Annotated in this window: 16 protein-coding genes and 4 pseudogenes; 9 read left to right on the forward strand and 11 right to left on the reverse strand. The window is 66.9% G+C overall.

Annotation, left to right across the window (positions count from 1 at the left end; all coding sequences use genetic code 11):
• The first annotated feature begins 24 nt into the window (after positions 1-24).
• From LWC34_RS26700 to LWC34_RS26710, 3 genes are all read left to right on the forward strand, one after another.
• The gene (locus tag LWC34_RS26700; protein ID WP_233723300.1) at positions 25-915 is read left to right on the forward strand and encodes an IS982 family transposase; all 891 of its coding nucleotides are present in this window, start codon (positions 25-27) and stop codon (positions 913-915) included.
• A gap of 23 nt (positions 916-938) precedes the next feature.
• Positions 939-1,901, forward strand: a complete 963-nt coding sequence (locus tag LWC34_RS26705; RefSeq protein WP_308200167.1) for an AMP-binding protein — start codon at positions 939-941, stop codon at positions 1,899-1,901.
• Between the two features lie 914 nt (positions 1,902-2,815).
• The gene (locus LWC34_RS26710) at positions 2,816-3,466 is read left to right on the forward strand and encodes a hypothetical protein (RefSeq protein WP_250109451.1); all 651 of its coding nucleotides are present in this window, start codon (positions 2,816-2,818) and stop codon (positions 3,464-3,466) included.
• A 172-nt stretch (positions 3,467-3,638) separates the two neighbouring features.
• Here the strand turns inward: LWC34_RS26710 and LWC34_RS26715 are convergent, their stop codons facing one another.
• Complete coding sequence (locus LWC34_RS26715; RefSeq protein ID WP_233727873.1) at positions 3,639-4,010, reverse strand: hypothetical protein; 372 nt, start codon at positions 4,008-4,010, stop codon at positions 3,639-3,641.
• Between the two features lie 61 nt (positions 4,011-4,071).
• Between LWC34_RS26715 and LWC34_RS26720 the strand changes: the two genes are divergently transcribed.
• Positions 4,072-5,310 carry a DUF6880 family protein gene (locus tag LWC34_RS26720; RefSeq protein WP_233727874.1) on the forward strand — a complete coding sequence of 413 codons (1,239 nt, stop codon included), beginning with the start codon at positions 4,072-4,074 and terminating at the stop codon, positions 5,308-5,310.
• Between the two features lie 91 nt (positions 5,311-5,401).
• On the opposite strand, the gene LWC34_RS26725 is transcribed toward LWC34_RS26720, so the two are convergent.
• Complete coding sequence (locus LWC34_RS26725; RefSeq protein ID WP_233727875.1) at positions 5,402-6,730, reverse strand: hypothetical protein; 1,329 nt, start codon at positions 6,728-6,730, stop codon at positions 5,402-5,404.
• A gap of 137 nt (positions 6,731-6,867) precedes the next feature.
• A complete protein-coding gene (locus tag LWC34_RS26730; protein WP_233727876.1) occupies positions 6,868-7,458 on the reverse strand; it encodes a DUF1841 family protein in 591 nt (196 codons plus the stop codon).
• Between the two features lie 73 nt (positions 7,459-7,531).
• On the opposite strand from LWC34_RS26730, the gene LWC34_RS26735 reads away from it, so the two are divergent.
• Genes LWC34_RS26735 through LWC34_RS26745 form a run of 3 tightly spaced genes read left to right on the forward strand, consistent with a single transcriptional unit; the run spans position 7,532 to position 11,563 of the window.
• Positions 7,532-9,253, forward strand: a complete 1,722-nt coding sequence (locus LWC34_RS26735) for a DEAD/DEAH box helicase (protein WP_233727877.1) — start codon at positions 7,532-7,534, stop codon at positions 9,251-9,253.
• Positions 9,250-11,169 carry a hypothetical protein gene (locus LWC34_RS26740; RefSeq protein ID WP_233727878.1) on the forward strand — a complete coding sequence of 640 codons (1,920 nt, stop codon included), beginning with the start codon at positions 9,250-9,252 and terminating at the stop codon, positions 11,167-11,169. The genes LWC34_RS26735 and LWC34_RS26740 overlap by 4 nt, the downstream gene beginning before the upstream one ends.
• A 4-nt stretch (positions 11,170-11,173) precedes the next feature.
• Positions 11,174-11,563 (forward strand): hypothetical protein, encoded by a 390-nt coding sequence (locus LWC34_RS26745; protein ID WP_233727879.1) that lies wholly within the window; start codon positions 11,174-11,176, stop codon positions 11,561-11,563.
• A 199-nt stretch (positions 11,564-11,762) separates the two neighbouring features.
• Here LWC34_RS26745 and LWC34_RS58160 read toward each other — a convergent pair.
• Positions 11,763-13,367: pseudogene (locus LWC34_RS58160) on the reverse strand (plasmid pRiA4b ORF-3 family protein); the annotation flags it as partial.
• Between LWC34_RS58160 and LWC34_RS26755 the strand changes: the two are divergent.
• On the forward strand, positions 13,269-13,529 hold the full coding sequence (locus LWC34_RS26755) for a hypothetical protein (RefSeq protein WP_233727880.1): 261 nt from the start codon (positions 13,269-13,271) through the stop codon (positions 13,527-13,529). The pseudogene LWC34_RS58160 and the gene LWC34_RS26755 sit on opposite strands and share 99 nt — an antisense overlap.
• A gap of 398 nt (positions 13,530-13,927) precedes the next feature.
• On the opposite strand, the gene LWC34_RS58880 is transcribed toward LWC34_RS26755, so the two are convergent.
• The 7 genes and pseudogenes from LWC34_RS58880 to LWC34_RS26785 form a co-directional block, all read right to left on the reverse strand.
• Complete coding sequence (locus LWC34_RS58880; RefSeq protein WP_372496530.1) at positions 13,928-14,290, reverse strand: transposase; 363 nt, start codon at positions 14,288-14,290, stop codon at positions 13,928-13,930.
• Positions 14,291-14,557: 267 nt separating this feature from the next.
• Positions 14,558-14,641 (reverse strand): annotated as a pseudogene (locus LWC34_RS58885) (helix-turn-helix domain-containing protein); the annotation flags it as partial.
• Positions 14,622-15,572 (reverse strand): ISL3 family transposase, encoded by a 951-nt coding sequence (locus LWC34_RS26765; protein WP_233727881.1) that lies wholly within the window; start codon positions 15,570-15,572, stop codon positions 14,622-14,624. The gene LWC34_RS26765 and the pseudogene LWC34_RS58885, both read right to left, overlap by 20 nt.
• A gap of 124 nt (positions 15,573-15,696) precedes the next feature.
• A pseudogene (locus LWC34_RS26770) lies at positions 15,697-15,966 on the reverse strand (ATP-binding protein); the annotation flags it as partial.
• Between the two features lie 130 nt (positions 15,967-16,096).
• Positions 16,097-17,086 (reverse strand): tyrosine-type recombinase/integrase, encoded by a 990-nt coding sequence (locus LWC34_RS26775; protein ID WP_233727882.1) that lies wholly within the window; start codon positions 17,084-17,086, stop codon positions 16,097-16,099.
• A complete protein-coding gene (locus tag LWC34_RS26780) occupies positions 17,083-18,012 on the reverse strand; it encodes a tyrosine-type recombinase/integrase (RefSeq protein WP_233727883.1) in 930 nt (309 codons plus the stop codon). Before LWC34_RS26780 ends, LWC34_RS26775 begins: the two co-directional genes overlap by 4 nt.
• Positions 18,009-19,172, reverse strand: coding sequence for a site-specific integrase (locus LWC34_RS26785; RefSeq protein ID WP_233727884.1), 1,164 nt, complete (start codon positions 19,170-19,172; stop codon positions 18,009-18,011). The genes LWC34_RS26780 and LWC34_RS26785 overlap by 4 nt, the downstream gene beginning before the upstream one ends.
• Positions 19,173-19,383: 211 nt before the next feature.
• Between LWC34_RS26785 and LWC34_RS26790 the strand changes: the two are divergent.
• Positions 19,384-19,644 (forward strand): annotated as a pseudogene (locus tag LWC34_RS26790) (ATP-binding protein); the annotation flags it as partial.
• Between the last annotated feature and the right edge of the window lie 366 nt (positions 19,645-20,010).

The following is a 20,010-nucleotide window of genomic DNA, read 5'->3' on the forward strand; positions in this document are numbered from 1 at the left end:
GAGGAGGGTGTTCAAGATCAATGTGTGACGAAAGAACTGAACACCCTCCTGACCGCACTCTACGTGCTCATCGACGATCACGTGGTACCACCCCGCGCCGGACGCGGCCGTCGGCCGTTGCTGTCCGACAGCGAGCTGATCACCCTGGCCGTGGCTCAGGTGCTGCTGCGGTACCCCAGCGAGCGGCGCTGGATCCGGCATATCCGCTCCAGCGCCGAGTGGCAGGTCATGTTCCCGTACCTGCCGGAGCAGTCCGGCTACCACAAGCGGCTCAAGAACGTCCATCCGTTGCTGTGCAAGGCGGTTCTTGTCCTGGCTGCGTGTTGCCCGTCCTGGTTCGACGATGTGTGGATCGCCGACGCCACCCCCGTTCCGTGCGGCATGTCGCGCGAGACGGTGAAACGCTCGGACCTGGCCGGGCACGCCGGCTACGGCTACTGCGCCGCGCATTCCCGGTTCTACTGGGGCCTGAAACTCTACCTGGTCTGCGCGGGCGACGGGATGCCGATCATGTGGTGCCTGGCCAACCCGAAGCTCGGCGAGCGCGAGGTACTCGCCGCATTGCTGGAGCGCAACCACCACCTCATCCGTTCCGGGCAGATCCTGCTGGCCGACAAAGGCTTCGCCGGCAAGCACTTCCACGAGTTGACCGCGGCGCTGGGCCTGCGACTGCTGCGCCCGGACCGCCGCGACGAGACCTACCGCCACGGCAACCTCGGCCACGTGCGCCAGTGGATCGAATCGGTCAACCAAACCCTCAAAGGCCAGCTCGACCTGGAGCACCACGGCGCCCGCACTCCAGCCGGGGTGTTCACCCGCGTCGCCCAGCGGCTATTGGCCATGGCCGCCGGGATCTGGCAGAACTGGGAAACCGGCGTGACCAGCAAGCGGTCACTGATCGCGTTCGATCACTGAACACCAATTTCACGGAATCAGTCATCTATGCGCCGGTCGGCCGGACTGACAACGTCGACCCGCGGACCACGATCTTCTCGCCGCATCCGCTGATGCACATTGGCGGCATCTACTTCTCGTTACTGATGCCGCTGTCCGCCGGAGCCACGACGGTGATCACGGACATCTGGGATCCGCAGGCCGTCGTGCCGTTCCTGGTCGACGCCAAGATCACCTACCTGGGCGGCGGACCGGCGTTCCAGTTCGGCGTGCTGGACGCGCTCAAGCAGCAGTCCAGGCACTTCGCCGAACTGCGCATCGTCCGATCGGGGAGCACAACGATCCCGCAACTGCTGGTCACGCAGGTCGCCGAGACGTACGGCGTGTCCCTCGGGGTCATGTGGGGCATGACCGAGGGCGTCTGCTCGTTCACCCGCCCCGACGATCCGCCAGGCTGGGCAACTGTCAGTGTCGGACGTCCCGGACCAGGCACGGAGACAGACCTGCGGGCCGACCACCCGATCTCCGACGCACGACCCGCCCGCCTCTATGTCCGGGGCGGCTCGCTCTGTCTGGCGACCCTGGGACGGGACGACGGCCAGCTGACCGAACTGTCCGACTGGTACGACACGGGCGACCTGGCGGTTCCGGATGGCCGGGGCGGCATCCGCCTGCTGGGCAGGGCCGTCGACCGGATCGGCTCCACCTTCATGATCCCGGTAAACGATGTCGAATCAGCCCTGCTCGAACACGCCGAAGTACAAGATGTCGCCCTGGTCGGCTACCCAGATGGACACGGCGGGGAGCTGGCGTGCGCCGTCGTCGTTCCGCGGGCGGACGCACCGGCCTTGCGGGACCTGCGCGACCACCTGACCGGCCAGGGCATGACCGAGTGGTACTTGCCGTCCCGCCTGGAACTGTTCACCGCTCTGCCCCGCAACGAAGGCGGCAAAGTCCGTAAGGACCTTCTCCGCCAGTGGCTGGAGGATGGGCAGGCAAGGTGGTGACCCGCGTTCCAGCCACACATCGACGGGCACGTCGCTTGAATCCCGCCGACTGCTGGCGCAGTTCATTGCCGAAGTCGGCGATTCGCAGCGTTGGTGCAGAAAACCGTTGGTGCAGAAAGCTTCACGGATGTCACTCGACCTGGAGCGCCTGGGCCCGCGACCGACGACCTCCTTGGTTTCCCGATCTTGCGGCTGACGCCCTACATGGAGCAGATGCGTACGCCGAGCGGGGTCTCGAGTTCGTGGGGTAGCAAGGCGGTGAGCCGACGCGGGCTGACCGCAATAGGAATGAAGGAGAATCTGTGTGGGCGAACAACGCTGCCGATCGGGGCCAGCTTCGTGCCGCTAGGCTTCCCGTTGCTTCGTCCACGCCGGGTCGAGGCCGACGTGGACTTCGTACGTGACCTGACCGTGGCCGAGCTGGCGACAGGCATGTACGCGGAGTCCTTGACGACTTGGCCGCATCCAGCCCCGCTGGAGGTGACCACACGTCCTGCCGACTGCAGTAGTCGGCGCTGGCCGCCAGCACCGACTCGCCCTCTACGCGGAACCCTGATGTGCTGGCTCGGCGGTTCAATGTGCCTTTGCGTCACGCTGAATGATCCACGATTCAGGCGAGACATGTCGTCTACGTAGAGATTGGCCGTTGCCGGGCGCTGGTCGATCAATGGCAGTGAGTAGTTGTCGCTGAATCATGACGCATCGAATTTCGACCTCGACGGTGTCGTGCCAAGCTCACAGGATGGAGATCGAACAGGCGCTCGTCGCCGGGAACTTGTGGGGATGTCCTGTGGACATCCTCGATCGTTTGCTCCAGTTGCGCCGAGGCATGGAAGGGGGGTATCACCCTCGACGAATGGCGGGAGAAGGACACTGCCCTCCGGGAAGGCTTGCCAGCCGTTGACGAGGACGAGGTGACGGCATTCCAGACGGAGGTGCTTGTCGACACGTCCCTCGACCCTTCCGATGATGCGGCAAACCAGCTCATCGGGCGATTGTCCGTCTTGGTTCACCCGGCTCCGACGGACAAGGAACTATGGGATGAGCTGTCGGAACTGGCCCGAGAACGCGACATCCCAGGCTCCCGGCGTCGTCATCGAGAAGAGTTCGATCGCAGACTGGATGAGGCAAAGCAGAGGCGTCGGGAGCGCATTGTTCGGTGGCTTATCCGCCCGGAAAGCGAGGTGGACTCTGTTACCGGTCTTCCGTGGTCACAGATCGCGTGCTACCGGGTCGTCGAGCACTCGCAGTTGGGACCGGTGCCGCAGTATGTCGACGCTGCTCGGAAGCTTGCTCGTGCCGTTGCGTTGCCGACCGAGCTTCAGCGTGCGGACCTCGTGGCCGACTCTGCGATAGGGACGGGGCTCGACACCGCGATGGCAGATCTGAAACAGAACCGCCTGACCTGGTTCCTTCAACTGGTCGGCGAATCTGCCGAGGACGATGAGGGACTACAGCCGGTTATGGCGGATCTCCTCAGTATCTGGGCGGATCAGCGAGTGCAGAAGCTCCTCATTGAGGAGACAGCACTCGGGTGGCCGCCACCGTACGACCGTAATTCGTGATATTCACTCCGAACTTTGTTCCTGGGTGCAGCGCCGACTTCGGGGGCGCCATCACCCGGTTCGGGTTGCCCCCGGAAGATCCTCGCGCGGGTGGAGAGCGCTCGCACCTCGGCCTGCTGGCGATCGTTCAGCGGCCGGTCGACGGCGAGGACGTCGTAGCACTGGTACTCGCTCACTCCTTGTCCTGTCGATCAGTACGGGCAAAGGGCTTCGCCCGGAAACCCGAGTTGTCTCCCATGTGGATGAACAGGTGCCCTTCGACTGTGGCGTCATCGACGAGGGCTGCCCAGCCGCGTCCGCTGACCTGGTCGCCTTCGTCGTTGCCCTCCCAATTGAACTCGATACGGGTGCGTCCGTCGTGTTCGATGGTGCGGCAGTCCATCCAGCCTCGGACGGCGATGAAGCCGAACTGGCCGGTTCCGTCCTTGGCGAACTCGATGAAGCCGGGTTCGACGAGGTCGATGGCATCGCGGTCCCACAGGTCCATCTCCACGATCCGCCACCGGCCGGTCAGGGGCGTCACTGATCGTTTACTGGGTGCCATGCGGCGTGAGGGTAGCCATTGCGCGGACCAGGCTTGACGTGCCGGGTATTGAATAGTGCTCGTGGCGAGTATCGAGGTGGAGCGGGTACGTCGGTTGATCGAAGGGTTGCGGCGTGATCGCCGGATGCACCCGCGTCATGGGCGAGGTGAATATTCTCGACTGTCGAGGGACGTCGTGGCGGCGTGTGAGGCGCTGTTCGAAAGCGACCCGGCCGCTGTGCCAACTCTCGCGCGGCGCGCGGTCGATCTAGTGACGACGGCAATGATGTACATCGACGATTCGTCCGGCGTCCTGGGCGGTGACCTCCGTGCTCTGATGGCCGTGCATGCGCGTGCCTGTGCGGTGGCGCCACCAGATTCGAAGCAGTTGGCGGGCTGGCTGGTGAAGTTGCGGCTCGATGGGCCGGGCTGGCCGGATTTCGAACTGCGCGACTACGCGGCCGCGCTGGGGGAGAAGGGGCGCGCCGAACTGTCCCGCAGGGTCGAAGACCGAGCCAGGGCAGCTGAGCCGGATCTGTTCGGCAGGACCCCCTTTGGGATCCGTGTGTTGCGCGAGCAGCTCGCCGAGCTCTCCGGCGACGTCGACCACTACATCGCGGTGCTGGCTGAAGATCTCCACGCCGCGCCCCAGTATCGCAAGATCGTCGACGCGCTGCGGAACGCCGGACGCACGGCCGACGCTGAGCACTGGGCACAACGTGGGTTGGGGATCGGCAATCCGATCGACAAAGGCAAGCTTCGTGACGTCTATGTGGACTTGCTGCTTGAGCGTGGTGCCACCGACGAAGCGTTCGCTTTGCGGTGGCAACTGTTCGAGAGGAACCCGACCCAGGCCCACTACGACGATCTGCGCCGTACCGGCGAACGCACTGGCGACTGGCCCGGCGTACGCGACAAGGCGATCGGGTGGCTGCGCGACGCCACCACCGGGCAGCCCGCCTACGCCGACCACCTCATCGGCGTATTCCTCGACGAGGGCGAACTGGACGAAGCCTGGCAGACAGCGGCCGACCACACCGAGGATCTGCCTGAGTCACGCTGGCGTCAGCTCATCGAGCTGCGCCAACCCACCCATCCGCGGGACGTGATCGAGCCGTGGCAACGGCTCATCCAGCGGCGGCTTGACGCCAGCACCGACAAGTATCGGTACGGCAAAGCCATCACGATGCTCCGGCAACTCCGCGACGCCTACCAGGCCACCGGTGCCGCGACCGGCTTCGCAACGTACCTCGACCGCCTGCGTGACCGTCACAAACGCAAGACGTCGTTCATCGCCAAGCTCGGTCAGGCCAACCTGTGACACCGCGGTATGCCTTCACCACGTCCTGGCAGATGGGGGCAGACCATGGTGAAGAGGGCTCATCCCACTTCAGTCGCGGTCGGAATAGGGCCTACTCGATGACACGAGCGAGGTAGGCAGGCTCGATGTTGTCGTCCACCGTGATCTGCGGGTGTGGTTGGCCTTCGGCGTAGGGCAGGCAGCGTTCGGCCAGTTCCGGTGGAGTGGTGTTGTGTGCGGCGAGCCAGCGGATCCAATCGGGTAGCAGGGCTACGAGTTGTTTGGCGAAGTCGTCGAGGTAGTAGCCGTGCACGTGCCGCACGAACAGGGCGACGCGGTGTGGGGAGCATGTGCTGAACACGGCGTCGATGTTGTTGATGCACCAGGAGTCGGTCAGCTCCGTCGCCAACTCGTCCAGATCCACCGGCAGTTCCCGCTGGTCGGTGTCGTGAGCCTGGAGCCATGTGGTGAACTCGGCCGCTGCGGTGGCCGCGTCCATTCCGCGACCGGGGCGGGTTTCCTGCTGTCGCAACGTTTGCTTGACGGCTTCGGCCAAACGCTTGCTGCGGTGGTACTCGGCGAACTGTTCCACGTTTTCCCCGCCGGAACGTAGGAGTCCTTCCTCGGCGGGCAGCAACTCGGCCAGCAGCCATGGGTCGTCCACCGGGGCCAGTTCCGTGTCGGCGGCGGCGATCGGGCCGACCCCGGCCTGCCAGGCGGTCAGCGCTGCTTCGGGTGTGGGGTAGTAGCCGCTGTGCACGGTGAACGCCTGGTGTCCGCAGGCGTCGATGTCCCACAGGTACCAGCGCTCCGGCTGGTCCGCGGTGGTGATCGGCGCGGTGACGGCGAACCGGCTGCCGTAGCGGTCGCGGGTCCACAGCACCGTTCCGGTCACCGTGGGACCTGGTGGCGCGGGCGGCAGCACCCGCCTTCCCGACATGTCCCGCAACCGCGTGATCGCGTCGGCCGCGGCCTCGCTGTGCGGATACGGCAGGATGTCGGCTACGGCGGTGAGTACTCGCCACGGAGCACGCCACGCGTCGGCGTCGTTGGTGATCGCCTCCACTGCGGCCGCAGCCGCTGTTACCAAGGCTGTGGCCAGGTGACTCGGGCCCGGCCGGTCGTCCAGCGGGGCCTGTTCCGCCTCGCTCAACACAGTTCCCATCCGCAGGCACAACGCGTCTTCCACGATCGCATCGGGTTGGTTCGCCATGACCGCCACGAGGTCCGCGACCAGATCTGTTGCCGCAGCGGCGGCCCTCGACCTACGCCCCGCGTCGATCTGCTCCCGGTAGGCGGTCAGATCATGCAATGCCTCCGCCAGCGTGTGGGGATCCTGCCCGCCCGGAACAGCGGCAGATCCGCGCTGGTTCACGCGGGCCGGCTTTCGGGACCAGCCGGACTTCCCGGGCTTCTTCTTCCGTTTCCGCGACACAGGCACCGCAGAAGCATAGGCAACCCGCCCCGCCTTTCAGCCGCAGGCAGCGCCGCGCCGACAAGCCGTGACCGGCCGGCCAGCCGGTCTTCTCGCTGCACCGCACCTCGCCCGCCGCGCACAACTCCAGCACCACCCGCAGGTTACTCAGGCTGCAGGTCGTTGAGGCCCCGCCGGTACGCCTCGGCATCAAACTGTTCGTGTTTGGCCAGGACGGGGTGCATGTGCTCGGTGAGGACCGCGGCGATTCTGTGCAGGATGTCGTGCCGGTTCATGCCATGGTCGCGGAGCCGCTGGGCGGCTTGCCACACCTCGGGTGGGTCGTCGTCCCACAACTGGTTGGCGATCACCTCGTGCATCGTCAGATGCAGCCGGGGGCTGTGCCCATCGAGTTCGCCCTCGAAGAGCGGATCGGCCAACGCCTCGTGGTATTCGGGATGCTCACCTTTGACGAGGAGCCCACGCTCATCCGGGTCGGCGGGGTTAAGCCAGTCGAACCGCTCGTCTTCGATGACGGTGCTTCGGTACGGCACGGTGAACACCCGCCGGTCCAGGATGCTCTCGACCTCGGCCTTGTCCACCGACGGCGGAACGTTGTCCAGATATGTCGCCGGGTCGACATCGCCTTCTGCCGGCGGTCCTGGCGGCGAGTCGTACTCAGGAGGCCGGGAGGCCCGCCTCCTTCGACCGGATTTCGTCGGCTTGCGCCTGCGCCTCTTGCTCACCGGGCTCACGAAATCCAGGTTCTCATGACGCGCCGGCGCGGACTCGTCGGGACCGGCAGTTGGCTCCACTACAGTGTGGTCGATGTCGGCGCACGAGCCATTTTCCGGCCGCCAGGAACTGCCCGCGGCGCTGCGCGGATTTCTCGATCGGTTGGCCGGTGCCCCGGTGGTCGATCCGGTGGCGTCAGCCTTGGTGGATCAGGCTGTCGCGGTGCTGCGCCGGCCCGGGTTCGACACGTTGTTGTCATTGCCGCAGCTGACGTTCCAGCCGTTCGACTACCAGCAGGAAACCGCAGCGACGGTGTTGCGGCGGATGCGCGGCCGGGCGATCTTGGCTGACGAGGTCGGGTTGGGCAAGACCATCGAGGCCGGGTTGGTCGCCTCCGAGCTGCGGATGCGGGGCCTCGCGGACAGGACGTTGGTGATCACGCCGGCGGGGCTGGTCGAGCAGTGGCGAGACGAGCTGGAACGCAAGTTCGGCATGCCCACCGCGATCCTGTCCGGCAGTGACGTCACCCCGGACGGGCGCGGCAACGGGCCGGTGTTGTTGGCCTCGCTCGCCACGGCCCGCCGTGACCCGTTGAAGTCGAGGCTCACTGGCACCGCGTGGGATTTGGTGATCGCCGACGAGGCACACCGGCTGCGCTCCACACGCAGTGCGTCAGGGAAGCTCATCCGGGCGCTGACCGCGCGGTTCCTGTTGCTGCTGACCGCGACCCCGGTGGAGAACCGCCTGCAGGACCTCTACGAGATGATCTCTCTGGTGGCGCCCGGTCTGCTGGGCACCCCGAGCCAGTTCCGCGCCCGGCACGCCGCGCCCGGCGGTGATGGCGGTGGTGTTGGTAGCCCGCGCAACCTCACCGAACTGAGGGCCAGGAGCCGCCAGGTGATGGTGCGCCACCGGCGCAGCGAGGTGGCGTTGCGGCTGCCACAACGCCTCGCCGAAACCGTCCTGGTCACCCCGGACACCGACGAACGGGACATGTACGCAGAACTGGCTGAGCGGATCCGGGTCGAGGCGAAGGAGGCCACGGCCGCGCGACGGATCGCGTTGCGCTCGGCTGCTCGGCTGGCCGGATCCACGCCGGCCGCCGCTGCTCCGACACTGAGAAAGCTCGGCTGGACCGACTTGGCCACCGCGGCGGAGGCGATCACCAATCCGGCCAAGGTTCGCCTGCTGGTGGCCAGGTTGGGTGAGCACGCGGCGCGCGGCGAGAAGGTGCTGGTGTTCACCGCGTTCCGGCAGACCGTGGACGCCGTGGCCACGGCCACCCGGGCTGCCGGGATCGACGCGGCCGTCTACCACGGCAGCCTCCGGCGCGCGGAGAAGGAACTCGCCATCGGTTCCTTCCGGGACGAGAAACCGGTGCTGCTGTCCACCGAGTCCGCCGGTGAGGGCCGCAACCTCCAGTTCTGCCACGTGATGGTCAACCTCGACCTGCCGTGGAACCCCATGCAGATCGAGCAGCGCCTCGGCCGGCTGCACCGGGTCGGCCAAACTCACGACGTGTTGCTGACCAACCTGGCCTGCCGGGGCACCATCGAGGAGCGGATCCTGCACGTCCTCGAAAACAAGATCAACATGTTCGAGCTGGTCATCGGTGAGTTGGACATGATCCTCGGCCGGATCAACGAGGACTTCGACTTCGAGCAAGCCGTGTTCGACGCGTTCACCGCCAGCGAGGACGGCAACGCCTTCGGCCGGCGCATGGACGAACTCGGCGACGACCTCGCCGCAGCCCGCGCCGGCTACCTGGCGGATCGGGGCACCGTTGATGCCCTGGTGGGGGAGGATGACGCGTGAACCCGGCGTTCACCTTCTGGCTTGACTATCTGGACGCTCGGGGTGGCCTGTGGGAGCGGTCCGGCGACGCCGTTCTCGCCGTGCTGCCCGAGCAGCTCGCCGCCACCCACGATTTGCCGGAGTCGGCGCTGATCACCGATGACCCGGACATCTCCCGGGAGGACGGCGTCCTGTTCCTGGGCGCTGGGCACCCGGAGATCGCTCGGGCCGCCGAGTCGGTCATCAGCAACGGTGACGTCAGCGCGCTCACGCTGCCCCACCGCGGGCAGCCACTGTCCACTGAGGACCTTCTGGCCAGGATTCGCGAACTCGTCGCCGTCGACCACGGCCGGATCGACGCCACCAGCGCGCCGATCCGCGCCCACCGCGCGACTGTGCGCCTCGCCGCGCTGGTCACGCACACAGTTTCGGCGGAAGACCAGTTCACCGAGGTCGTCGAGTGCCTGGTCGACATCCCCACCTGGATCGACTGGCCGGAAAAGGTGGCTGCCCAGTTGCGCGAGGCGATGACGGTCGACGTCACGCCAGGCCGACGACTGCCCGCCGACGTGATCACCCCGGCCTTGGCCGCCGCTCACCAGGTGCTCGACGCGACCGCGACAGCACGCGGCCGAATCCTCGCCACCGGCGCGGACGCGGAACGCGACGCCGAGCTGACCAGGGCCCGCGAGTACTACGCCGCGGCGCTGGCCGCCATCGACAAGCGCCGCATCGGCGCCGACCCGCAGCGCACAGCACTGCTGGACGCTCGGGCCGAGGCGACGGCGGCCGAACGTGACCGGCGCATGGCCGAGATCGAGGAGAAGTACCGTCACCAGCACGAGTTGCGCCCCTACCGCCTCCACCTGGTCGACATACCTGTGTGGCGGCTGGACACCGATGTCCGCCGCGGCGACCGCCGCTGGCCGGTGACCTTCGATTACCTGCCGTTGACCGGCACGCTCGCCCCCACCCGCTGCCTGGCCTGCGACGCACACGCTCCACTGGTGGCAACCAAGACCGGTCTTCGCTGCACCTCCTGCGTTCCATCCAAGCCCGAACCGCCCGCACCTCCCACCGCCACGAAGCCACCGAAGGACGATCGCCGCACGCACTCCGAGCAACCGAAGCCCCGACCCACACCGCAGGCACCGGACAAGCCCGCGCCGACACCGGTGAAGAAGAAGCCCGCACCGGTCGCGACGCCGCCGGCAAGGAAGTCGGCACCCGCCGGTCCCGTCCTGCCGAGGAAGGCCGAGGAGCGGAAGGTCGCCGACTTCTGGCAACTGGTGGCCGCCGGCGAACGCCGCAAGCTCGCGCGCCTCATCGCGTCCAACTCACCGCTGGCCGCGCTGAACCGCCTGTACGGCCCGGCGGGCCCGGCGTTCGGGATCGGCGTACCCGTCGGCGAGACCCCGGTGAGCTTCACTTGCCACAACTACGATGAACCCGTGGCCGGACAGCGCGGCGGTACCGCCGGTGTCCTGCAGACTGATTATGACCAGTACCAGTACCTGCTGCTGTGGTCACGGGACCGGCTCATCGAGGAGATCCTGCCCTACTCGATGCCCTGGCACCCGGGCACGATCGCCCGGTTCCGAAGCGGATCGGTCACCCACGCCCCGCCCTCGCACGTGCCCCTCGACCAGGTCGCCGCGCTCCTGCTCACTAAGACCACCCCGCGCCACGGCCTGACCTTCACCGCCCGCGCCCTGGCCGCATGGTGGCGCCTACCCGACCTCGACGATCTGCTCGCCCAGTTCTCACCACCCGTACTCGCCGCCGCCGTCGACCGAGCCGTCCGCTACTGGTCCGGTGCCGCGCAGGCCACCTACCCGGAGGTCGCTGAGGCGTTCCGCGCCGACCAGGCCGCTGTCCGCAAGGCGACCCCCATCCTGCAGAAACGCCTGCAACTCAGCGGCACCACCAACTGGTAAGCCGATGAATTCCCAGAACCAGACGAAACTGCGGCGCGAGATCGCCGCTGCCGGCACCGCCGCTGTCGCCAGGAACGGCTACGTCACCGCGATCGACGCGTTGCTCGCCACCGGCTGGCTTCGTCCTGAGAAAGTCGAGGACTGGCGGCGCGGCCGCGTGCCGTATCTGGAGCAGGTGACGGTCGCCAGCCTGTCCAAGATCAGTACGACGATGCGGATCTTCCGAAGCTGGGCCGAGAGCGAAGGCCTGCGCCCCAGCGAGACGGTCTACGTCAGTTGGACCAGGGATCGCCGTCGACTGCGGTTCTCCAAATCGGGAGACCCGAACATCGAGCGCGCCTACCGCACCCACTGGCGGCCACCCAGGATGAACGGACACCGTGGGGAAGCCTGAGCCGGCCGCCACATCGGCGACGTCCGCCGACGACTTCTCGTCGTGTGACCACACGGCCCGACGTTACGTCGTCAGCTTGTGTAGCCGTTTGTTGATGGCCTCGGCGTCGAAGGGAACGGGTTCCTCCGGTTCGTCGGGGTTGTAGTACTCGATCGGGTTGTCGCCGTTGCCGGCGACGCATTCCGGTTGTGGTAGGTAGGGGGTGTTCGTGGAGGACCTTCTCCAGCACGATCTCGTGTTTCCAGCTCGCGCCGAGGTCGTAGGTGTGGGAGATCGTCGTCTTCGGGTGGGGCAGCGCCTGGTGCGACCGCATCGTGTGCTCGGGCGTGGTCTCCTCAAGATCGTGGAAGGGGTCGGCATAGCGGCGGTGCCCCACGGTGAATATGTGCAGGTGGTCGTCGTCCCAGCCGAACAACGCCGTGATCACGTGGTGGAGCGTCTCCAGGGTGGCGTTCTCCGTGATCAGCACCCGGCGCCAGCATTGCCCGGACAGGGAGATCTTGAGTTGTTGAACTGGGATGGCCGACCCGGCCACGGCGGCGAGGGCTTCGGCGACATCCGTCGCGTGTGGGTGCCTGCTGCCGGCGATCAGGTCGATCCCGCCGGCATTCAGGTCGATTTCGGTGGAATCGAGCGCATCCGTGGCGGTGTAGCGTGCGGCGGCGACACCGTGGTGGACGAGATCGGCGTGGGCGTACTCGGTGGCCAGCCAGACCAGGTCCTCGGCGCCGGGGCGTGGCGCCAGTTCGTTTTGGTGTGCCAGGAGACGGGTGTGCGCGGCCAGGTTGTCGGGCAACGGTTCGGTGGCGCGCAGCGCGGCGATCGCGTCGTCTCCCAAGCCGCTGATCAGGTCGACGGCCGTGATCCGTTCGGCCGGGGTCGCGTCGGTGGCGGCCCGGACAAGTTCGGCCACGATCTGGTGCGCGGTGCGTTCGCCGAACCAGCGGCGGGCCCGGTTCCACGAGTCGACCTCGTCGGTGCCGGTCAGCAGACCCAGCAGGTCGGCCGCCGGTAGCTCGGGGGTGATCTGCGGCGGTACCACCTTCCGCAGCTCCGCGTGAACCCAGGTGCCCAGCGGTGTCAGCCGCGTTCCTTCCATGGCGCCGAACAGGCGCAGCAGAGCCAGCGTGGCTTCGGCCGGGTGGACTCGGCCATGGCGCTGCGGGTCCGCCCGGATGTCCCAGTCGCCGCGGTCGTACATGACGTGGCCGACGCGGCGCTGCAAGCCCCAGCCCTCGTCGACATGCTCGCTGGTCACCACGTCCATCGTCACCAAGGCAGTGATGCGGGGGTCGACGCCGATGGTGTCGGCGGCCTCGGCAGCAAGCAGCGCCTGCAATCCCGCCCACCAAGCGGCCAGCGGGTCCTCCAGCCGACCGGCCCGGACCGCGCGGTCGCCTGCGATCGCGATCAGACCGGCGGTGACTGCCGTGAGCCACGGCCGGTGCACCTCGGGCTTGTCCGCAGCCCGTCGAACCTTCGCGCGTGTGAACATCCCCAGCGCTGACGCGGCAGCAGGAACATCAGCGGGCCGAAGCGACCCACCGGGCGTGACAGGTACGCCGACCTCGCCCACCCACCCGGCCAGACGAACCGCCGCCACGACCACGGGACAGGCGCCGGCAACGCGCGAAAGATCCGAAGACATCTGGCCGAAGATACCGACGACCTGGCCGCCGGCGCGCTGGCGGGTAGGGCGGCCTCCGTGCGGGATGCCGATCACTACCTTGCGGGCATGCTCAACCGTGCCTCCGTCAGGATCGTTCGGGATGTCCGTGAATGGTTGTCCGGTCTGGCTGACCATGGCGTGTCCGAAGTTGACCGGCTGCCTGGCGGGGACGCGGTCTGTTGCGTCGAGGTTCTGCTCGAGGCACGGGAGAACTGGCTCAGCATTCCCGACGCCACGTTGTGGAAGACCGGTAACGCGCGTCGGCTGCTCCCCGGCTCCCCGATGTCTACCGGCTGACCGAGCACGGCCCCGCCGTGCTGCGGGTGCGTTGACGGGTATCAACGGTGTGCCGAGAGTGCACCACAAGGCGCTGCCGATCGATCCGTTCGATTCGGGAGCTGCTGCACTGTCGGGCACAACCGTGATCTTGTCAGGCTCTGGACAAGCAAATGTCCTATGTGGAGGCGATAGGTGCCGCTGGTGATCGCCGGCCGTCGGCCAATGGCCGTCATCGAACCTGGGTATCTACTGCTGGTGGACTCGAGACAGTGAAGAGGTTTGCCCACCTGGGTGACGCCTGCGAGGTGGGTTGCGGGAGAGTTCTCTGGTGAGAGAGTACATTGGGACGAAAGTCATCCTGTCAACGGCGGCCGAATGTGGGTTCTGGCACGGTTTCCGTGATTTGGCCCGTCAGGTCAGTCGGCGAGTAGGACGCGTTTGCGGAGCAGGTCGGGTTTGGCGCGGCCGAACATCTGACGTTTGAGCATCTTCAGGCGGTTCACATGGCCTTCGACGATCCCGCTGTTCCACGGCAGGGTGAGCCCAGCGGTGACCGCGTCCAGATCACGGCGCAAACCGCGGACGAACGAGTGAAGTGCTGGCTGGTCGTCGGCGTCGACGGCGGTCATCCACGCCTCCAACTCGTGACCGCGTCGGTCACACATCATGGCGGCGAAGGAGCGAACGTGGTTGGCCAATGCGGCCAGGTGGGAACTGGCCGCGAGAACAGCGTCCAGCTTCTGCTGGGCAGTCCCGTCCATGGTCGGCGGATCGGTCATGATCCAGCCGACGACACGACGGACTGAGGGCGGCTTGCGCGGCGGCTGGGGAGCACACGAGGTCGTGCGGAACTGGCTTAAGTATTGGCGCACCAGGGTTTGGCCGCCGCGATAGCCGCGTACGGTGATCTCAGCGAACAGGGCGGTGGCGTTGGTGCAGCCCTCGTTCCAGCGCTGGTGCAGGTACGGAGCGAACGGCTCAAGGACGCTGGTCCGACGCCCAGTTCCATTGCGGGTCAACAACTCTTCGACGCCCTCGGCCCGCGCGAAGCGGCGGACGGTGCCGCGCGAGAGACCAAGCCGCCGGCAGATTTCCCTGATCGCAGTGCCGTCAGCTAAGAGCGCATGCACGGCCGCGTGCCGTTCGCGCTCGAACAGCCCACCGATCCGACCGGACTGCCGAGGCAACCGGTGCCGCGGGAGGCGGGTCCCCGGCTGGGTCAGGTTGCCCGTCACTGTCGGCCTGGCCTTCCGTGCTGCTGCTGGTGACGACGGTCACGGCGGCGGTCAAGCAGTCCTGGTGTCTGGCCACGGAGCGCTCGACGGCCTCGGCCAGGTTGTTCCAGATGTGCCACCGATCGGCGACCTGGATGGCGTCTGGTGCGCCGTCGCGAGCGCCATCGGCGTAGGCGCTGGCTCGGTCTCGGCAGACGATCTGCACGCCGGGATGGGCGCGCAGCCACTCGGCCAGTGTCTGGGCGGTGCGGTCGGTGAGCAGGTCGACCGGGCGGTGCGACTCGATGTCGACCAGGAGCGTGCCGTAGTGGTGACCTCGACGCAGGGCGAAGTCGTCCACGCCGAGCACTCTCGGTGTGGATCGGTCAGGGTCGGGAAGGCCACGAAGGATCCGAAGCAGCGTCATCCGGCTGACCGATGCCGCCAAGTGCCGAGTCAGCCGGGCGCCGGCACGGCCACCGAGCGCTAACGCGACCGCGGCCAGCGCCCGCTGCAAGATCGGAGTCCGGCGGGCGTGGCGGGATGCCAGCTCGGGTACCTGTTCGGCGAACGTCTTCTTGGTGCACTCGGCGTTGTCGCAGAACAACCGTCGTACTTGCAGCCGGATCAGCACTTCCTGACCTGCGGTGGCGGTGTCGGACAGATGGCGGTTGTAGCGGCTGTGCACTCTGCTCGAGGCAGTCCCGCAGCCAGGGCACGGCGCTGGCGTCTGGTTGGTGCGTGCCTCGATGCGCACCGCTGGCCCCGTCGTCCGCACCGCTTCGATCTGCACCTGGCTCAGGTGCGGCCAGAGAACCCGAACCACATCAAGATCAACGCACGTCACCCATGATCAACCACCAGGCGGCTGGCGCGAGGGCCGGGCCCATCACGGAAACCGTGCCAGAACCCGAATGTGGACCCAGCTAGGTCGCCCGGAAATGGACCCACCCTTTGGTTGATGTTGGTCTCTAGTCGTTGGTTTTGGCTGCGGGGACGCGGCCGAGGTCGCGGTCTTTGAGGCGGTAGCTGTCTCCCTTCATCGAGATCACTTCGGCGTGGTGGACCAGTCGGTCGATCATGGCCGCGGCGACGATGTCGTCGCCGAAGACCTCGCCCCAGCGGCCGAAGGGTTTGTTGCTGGTGACGATCAGGCTGGCTCGTTCGTAGCGGGATGAGACGAGCTGGAAGAACAGGTTGGCTGCTTCGGCTTCGAAGGGGATGTAGCCGACCTCGTCAATCTATGCCGAACTCGGCATAGATTGACCTATCCCGACGCTGCGACTATGCCGAGCCTGCGATGGCGTGAGAACGAAAACCGTTGCGGTGGTGGGGATCTGGCGAGTGGGGCGAGTGTAGCGGTCGGCATAGTCACAGGCTTTCGAGGAAGACGAGCAGCTTGTCTCCGGGCTGGTAGCGGCCAGGTGCGGCGCACGGCGGTGTTGTGGCATCGAGGGCACGTTGTTTGATGGTCATGTCGGCATGCAGGTAGATACTGGTGGAACGTGGATCCGCGTGGCCAAGCCAAAGCGCGATCACCGCGGTGTCGACCCCGGCCTGCAGCAACGACATCGCGCAACTGTGCCGCAGTACGTGTGGATGTAGCTGCTCCGGCCGGATCGTGGGACATGCCCGTCCAGCGGCGGCCGCGTGCAAGCGGACGAGGCGCTCGACGGCGTCAACGCTGAGCCGCCGGCCGGTGCGGGTCGGGAACAACGGCTGGTCGTTGCGACCGTTGCGTTCGGTCATCCAGACCCGCAAGACAGCCTGGGTGCCCGTGGTCAGGGGAACGGCCCGGCGTTTTCGGCCCTTGCCGAGGCATCGGACGCTGGCTCCGTCTCCGAAGGTGACGTCGTCACAGTTGAGTCCGATCAGTTCGGACACGCGCAGCCCGGTCTGGACGGCCATTAGCAGCAGGGCGCGGTCGCGGCGGCCCTCCCAGCGACCGGTATTGGGTGCGTCGACAAGGGCGTCGATCTCGGTCGCGGTGAGGAACGCGATGAGCTGCTTATCGAACCGTTTGGCGGGGACCGCCAACACTCGCTGGATCAGTTCGGCGTGCTCAGGGTGACGCAGCGCGGCGAACGCGAACAGCGACCGGATGGCGGTCAGTCGCAAGTTGCGGGTGCGCGGACTGTTGCGCCGATCGCTTTCCAGATGGTCGAGGAACGCCGCGACCAGGTTGGCATCGAGGTCGCTCCAGTCCAAAGTGGTCGGTGGCTTTCCGGTCTGCTGCTGCACGAATCTGAGCAGCAGCTTGAGCGAATCACGGTAGGACGCGATCGTGCGGGGGCTGACTTGCCGCTGGTTGGTTAGCCGCTCGGTGAAGAACGCTTGCATCGTGGGCGCGATCGAGCTCATCGGGTGCTCGCCTCCCGCCCGGATTCCAGCCGGTGTGCGGCCAGGGCCAATAGTTCCGGCGCGGCCGACAGGTACCAGTAGGTCCATCGCGGGTCTCGATGACCGAGATAGGTCGACAGCACCGGCAGTCGGGCGTCGACGTCTTCTCCGGCCCGATACCAGCCGATCAGGGTGCGCACCGCGAATGTGCGACGAAGGTCGTGAATTCGCGGCGGGCAGGCCGCACCGGTTCCGATTCCCGCGCTGTCGCACAGGTTTCGGAACACCGCGTGGATCGTGGGATAGACCATCCTGTTGCCCCGGATCGAGACAAAGAAGCTCACGGTCGTGGGCTTGCGGTGAACCTCGTCGCGCCGGCGGGCGTAGTGGTGCAGCGCGGTCAGCACTGATGCCTGCACCGGCACCAGGCGAGACTTGCCGAACTTCGACTCACGGATCGTCAGCACCGCGTCGGTATCGTCGACGTCGCCGCGGTCGAGCCGGATCGCCTCGCCGACCCGCATGCCGGTGGCCGCGAGCAGTCCGAGCAGCGTGTGGTGGGTCGCTGAGGCGAACCGGGTCCGCAGGCTCTGTGCTCCGGTCAGCAGCGTGTCAATGTCGGCCGGGCTGAAGATAAACGGCTCGTGGCGACGTCGCCAGGAGGCGACCAGCCCGAACGGCGGGATCTCGGTGCGCGGGTCGAGCCCGGCCAAGTGCCGGGCGAAGCCGCGCGCGATCGTCATCCGACGCGCCGCCATCGTGGTCGACGGGTCCACCTCGGGCGCGTTCGCCCATTCCACCGCGGCGGCCACGGTCACCGTCACCAGGCCGGCGTTGTCGAGGAAGGCGACGAAACGCGGCAATAGCCGATGGTATTCGGCCAGGTCGTGGCCCAGGCGATTGCGCAGCCGCAGGTAGTCCGCTGCGGCCTTTGCCAGCGCGCTCATCGCCGCTCTCCCGGCCAGGGCAGAGCGATCGACCGCAGCGTTGCCAGGTCGACCTTGGCATAGAGCGCGGTGGTGGCCAGGTCACGATGGCGAAGCACCTGACCGATATCGACGAGCTTCACTCCGCGCCGCAGCATCTCGGTGGCCAGCGAGTGCCGCAGCCGATGGGCGCCGACTCGGCGCAGCCCGGCCCGGTCGCACGCGCGGCGCGTCACGTCACTGACCAGGTCCGGCCGGATTCCCCGCCGCGGTGCCTTGCAGGAGAGGAACACCGAGCGCACCGAGGTCGCTGGCCGGACGTCGGCGAGGTAATCAGCTAACGCCTGACCGACATCAGCAGGCAGCGGCATCCCGTCTTCGCGGGACGCCTTGCCGCGCAGGATGATCCGGCCGCCGCGCCAATCGATATCGCCCAGCTTCAGCCGCGCCACCTCGATCGAGCGCAGCCCTAGCCGCGCGACCAGCATCAAAATCGCGTAGTCGCGTACCTGCACCGGGCCGCACCGATCACAGCTGTCCAGCAACCGCTGCACATGGCCGGCGGGCAACGCCTTGGGAATGCTCGTGTCGCGCCACCCTGCGACCGGGGGAACCGCCGTGGTCAGCAAGTGCGGCGTCAACCCGCGCACATACAAGAACTTCAGCAGCGACCGCAGTTCGGCCACCCGGCCCTTGGCCGAGCCGACACTGACGCGTTCGCTCTCGCGCAACAAGAACGTCACCACCTGCGCCCCGCTCAACGCCCCGAGTTCGATGGCGTCGTCGGTCAGCTGTTGCAGGAACCAGCGGGCGAGATTCTCGTATCGGATGATCGTCATCTCCGCCAAACCCCGCTCCGCAGCAAGCCATCCGCGGTAGTCGACCAGCAACCTCTCCAGCGCCGATTCCGACGCGGGCGGGTCTCCGATCACCTCTTCGCCGCGCAGGAACCGCAGCAACGGTGCGAAACTCTTGACACTCGGCACCTTGCGCCGCCCCGCAGCCAGGCAATCGCTACCGAAGTCGGCGATCACCGCCGAAGACAGTTGGCCCGGCTGCACGTCGTGCTCCTGCATCCACCGGCCCAGCGCGCCCATGTCCGTCAGCATGTTGCCTACTGCCAGAACCGAATACCCCTGCTCCGACAAGCTCGTTCGGAAACCCGAGACAAACGGCCCCATCCGACCAGGCTTCCTCCTCGTTCCAGACATGACCTCGCCTCCGTCCTGGAGCACCCTGCTCCGACACCAGAAGCGTCCACCTCCGACCGGAACTATGCCGACCAAACAGCAGCGCGGAGACCAATCACCCTGCGCTTTCGTTCTCACGCCATCGCAGGCTCGGCATAGTCGCAGCGTCGGGATAGGTCAATCTATGCCGAACTCGGCATAGATTGACGACATTGGGCTGCTGCCGGTCAGCCCGGATGCCGCCGAAGGCTTCTACAGGCTGGTCGATGCCGCCTACGAACGACGAGCCCTCGCTGTCAGCTCGAACCTGCACCCGTCCGGGTTCGACGAAATCATGCCCAAAACCCTGGCCACCGCGACGGTCGACCGGCTGCTGCACCACGCCCACGTCGTGGTCACCCAAGGTGACAACTTCCGGCTCGCCCAGGCCACCTCCGGCAAGGGGGTGACGCCCTTGACCTGATCCCAGCCCCAACCAAAGGCGGGAAATATCTGGCCGCCGTTGGGGAGAACAGGTGGCCACCAGCGGGGAGAACTCCAGGCCGTCTATGGGGAAAACTGAAAGGCCATTGACATTCGAACCCCGCCCTGCTGGCCAGCTCAACGCGAGGCCGCATGGCACGCGGCGTCCCCCACATGCGAGACGCATGGTCGACACCGAGTGCAAATGGCAGCGCGAAATCCATCGCTAAAGAGGCACTGCGCCTGCGCGTCGGTTCCCGGCGTCGATCATGTTCCCGCCGTGCGACGTCCGGGGTCGCTGGCGTCGGCATTTTCACTCCAGTGAGGTCGATCGTGAACGTGTCAGACGGCGCCGGGCGGAGAGGAC

The organism is Kibdelosporangium philippinense, assembly GCF_021390435.2.
In the GTDB taxonomy this organism is placed as follows: domain Bacteria; phylum Actinomycetota; class Actinomycetes; order Mycobacteriales; family Pseudonocardiaceae; genus Kibdelosporangium; species Kibdelosporangium philippinense.

Coding starts and splice junctions, on each gene's coding strand:
- LWC34_RS58880 (WP_372496530.1), bottom strand. CDS start 14,290: ATGACCGATCCGCCGACCATGGACGGGACTGCCCAGCAGAAGCTGGAC.
- LWC34_RS26785 (WP_233727884.1), bottom strand. CDS start 19,172: ATGGGGCCGTTTGTCTCGGGTTTCCGAACGAGCTTGTCGGAGCAGGGG.
- LWC34_RS26780 (WP_233727883.1), bottom strand. CDS start 18,012: ATGAGCGCGCTGGCAAAGGCCGCAGCGGACTACCTGCGGCTGCGCAAT.
- LWC34_RS26715 (WP_233727873.1), bottom strand. CDS start 4,010: ATGGCACCCAGTAAACGATCAGTGACGCCCCTGACCGGCCGGTGGCGG.
- LWC34_RS26735 (WP_233727877.1), top strand. CDS start 7,532: ATGTCGGCGCACGAGCCATTTTCCGGCCGCCAGGAACTGCCCGCGGCG.
- LWC34_RS26745 (WP_233727879.1), top strand. CDS start 11,174: ATGAATTCCCAGAACCAGACGAAACTGCGGCGCGAGATCGCCGCTGCC.
- LWC34_RS26775 (WP_233727882.1), bottom strand. CDS start 17,086: ATGAGCTCGATCGCGCCCACGATGCAAGCGTTCTTCACCGAGCGGCTA.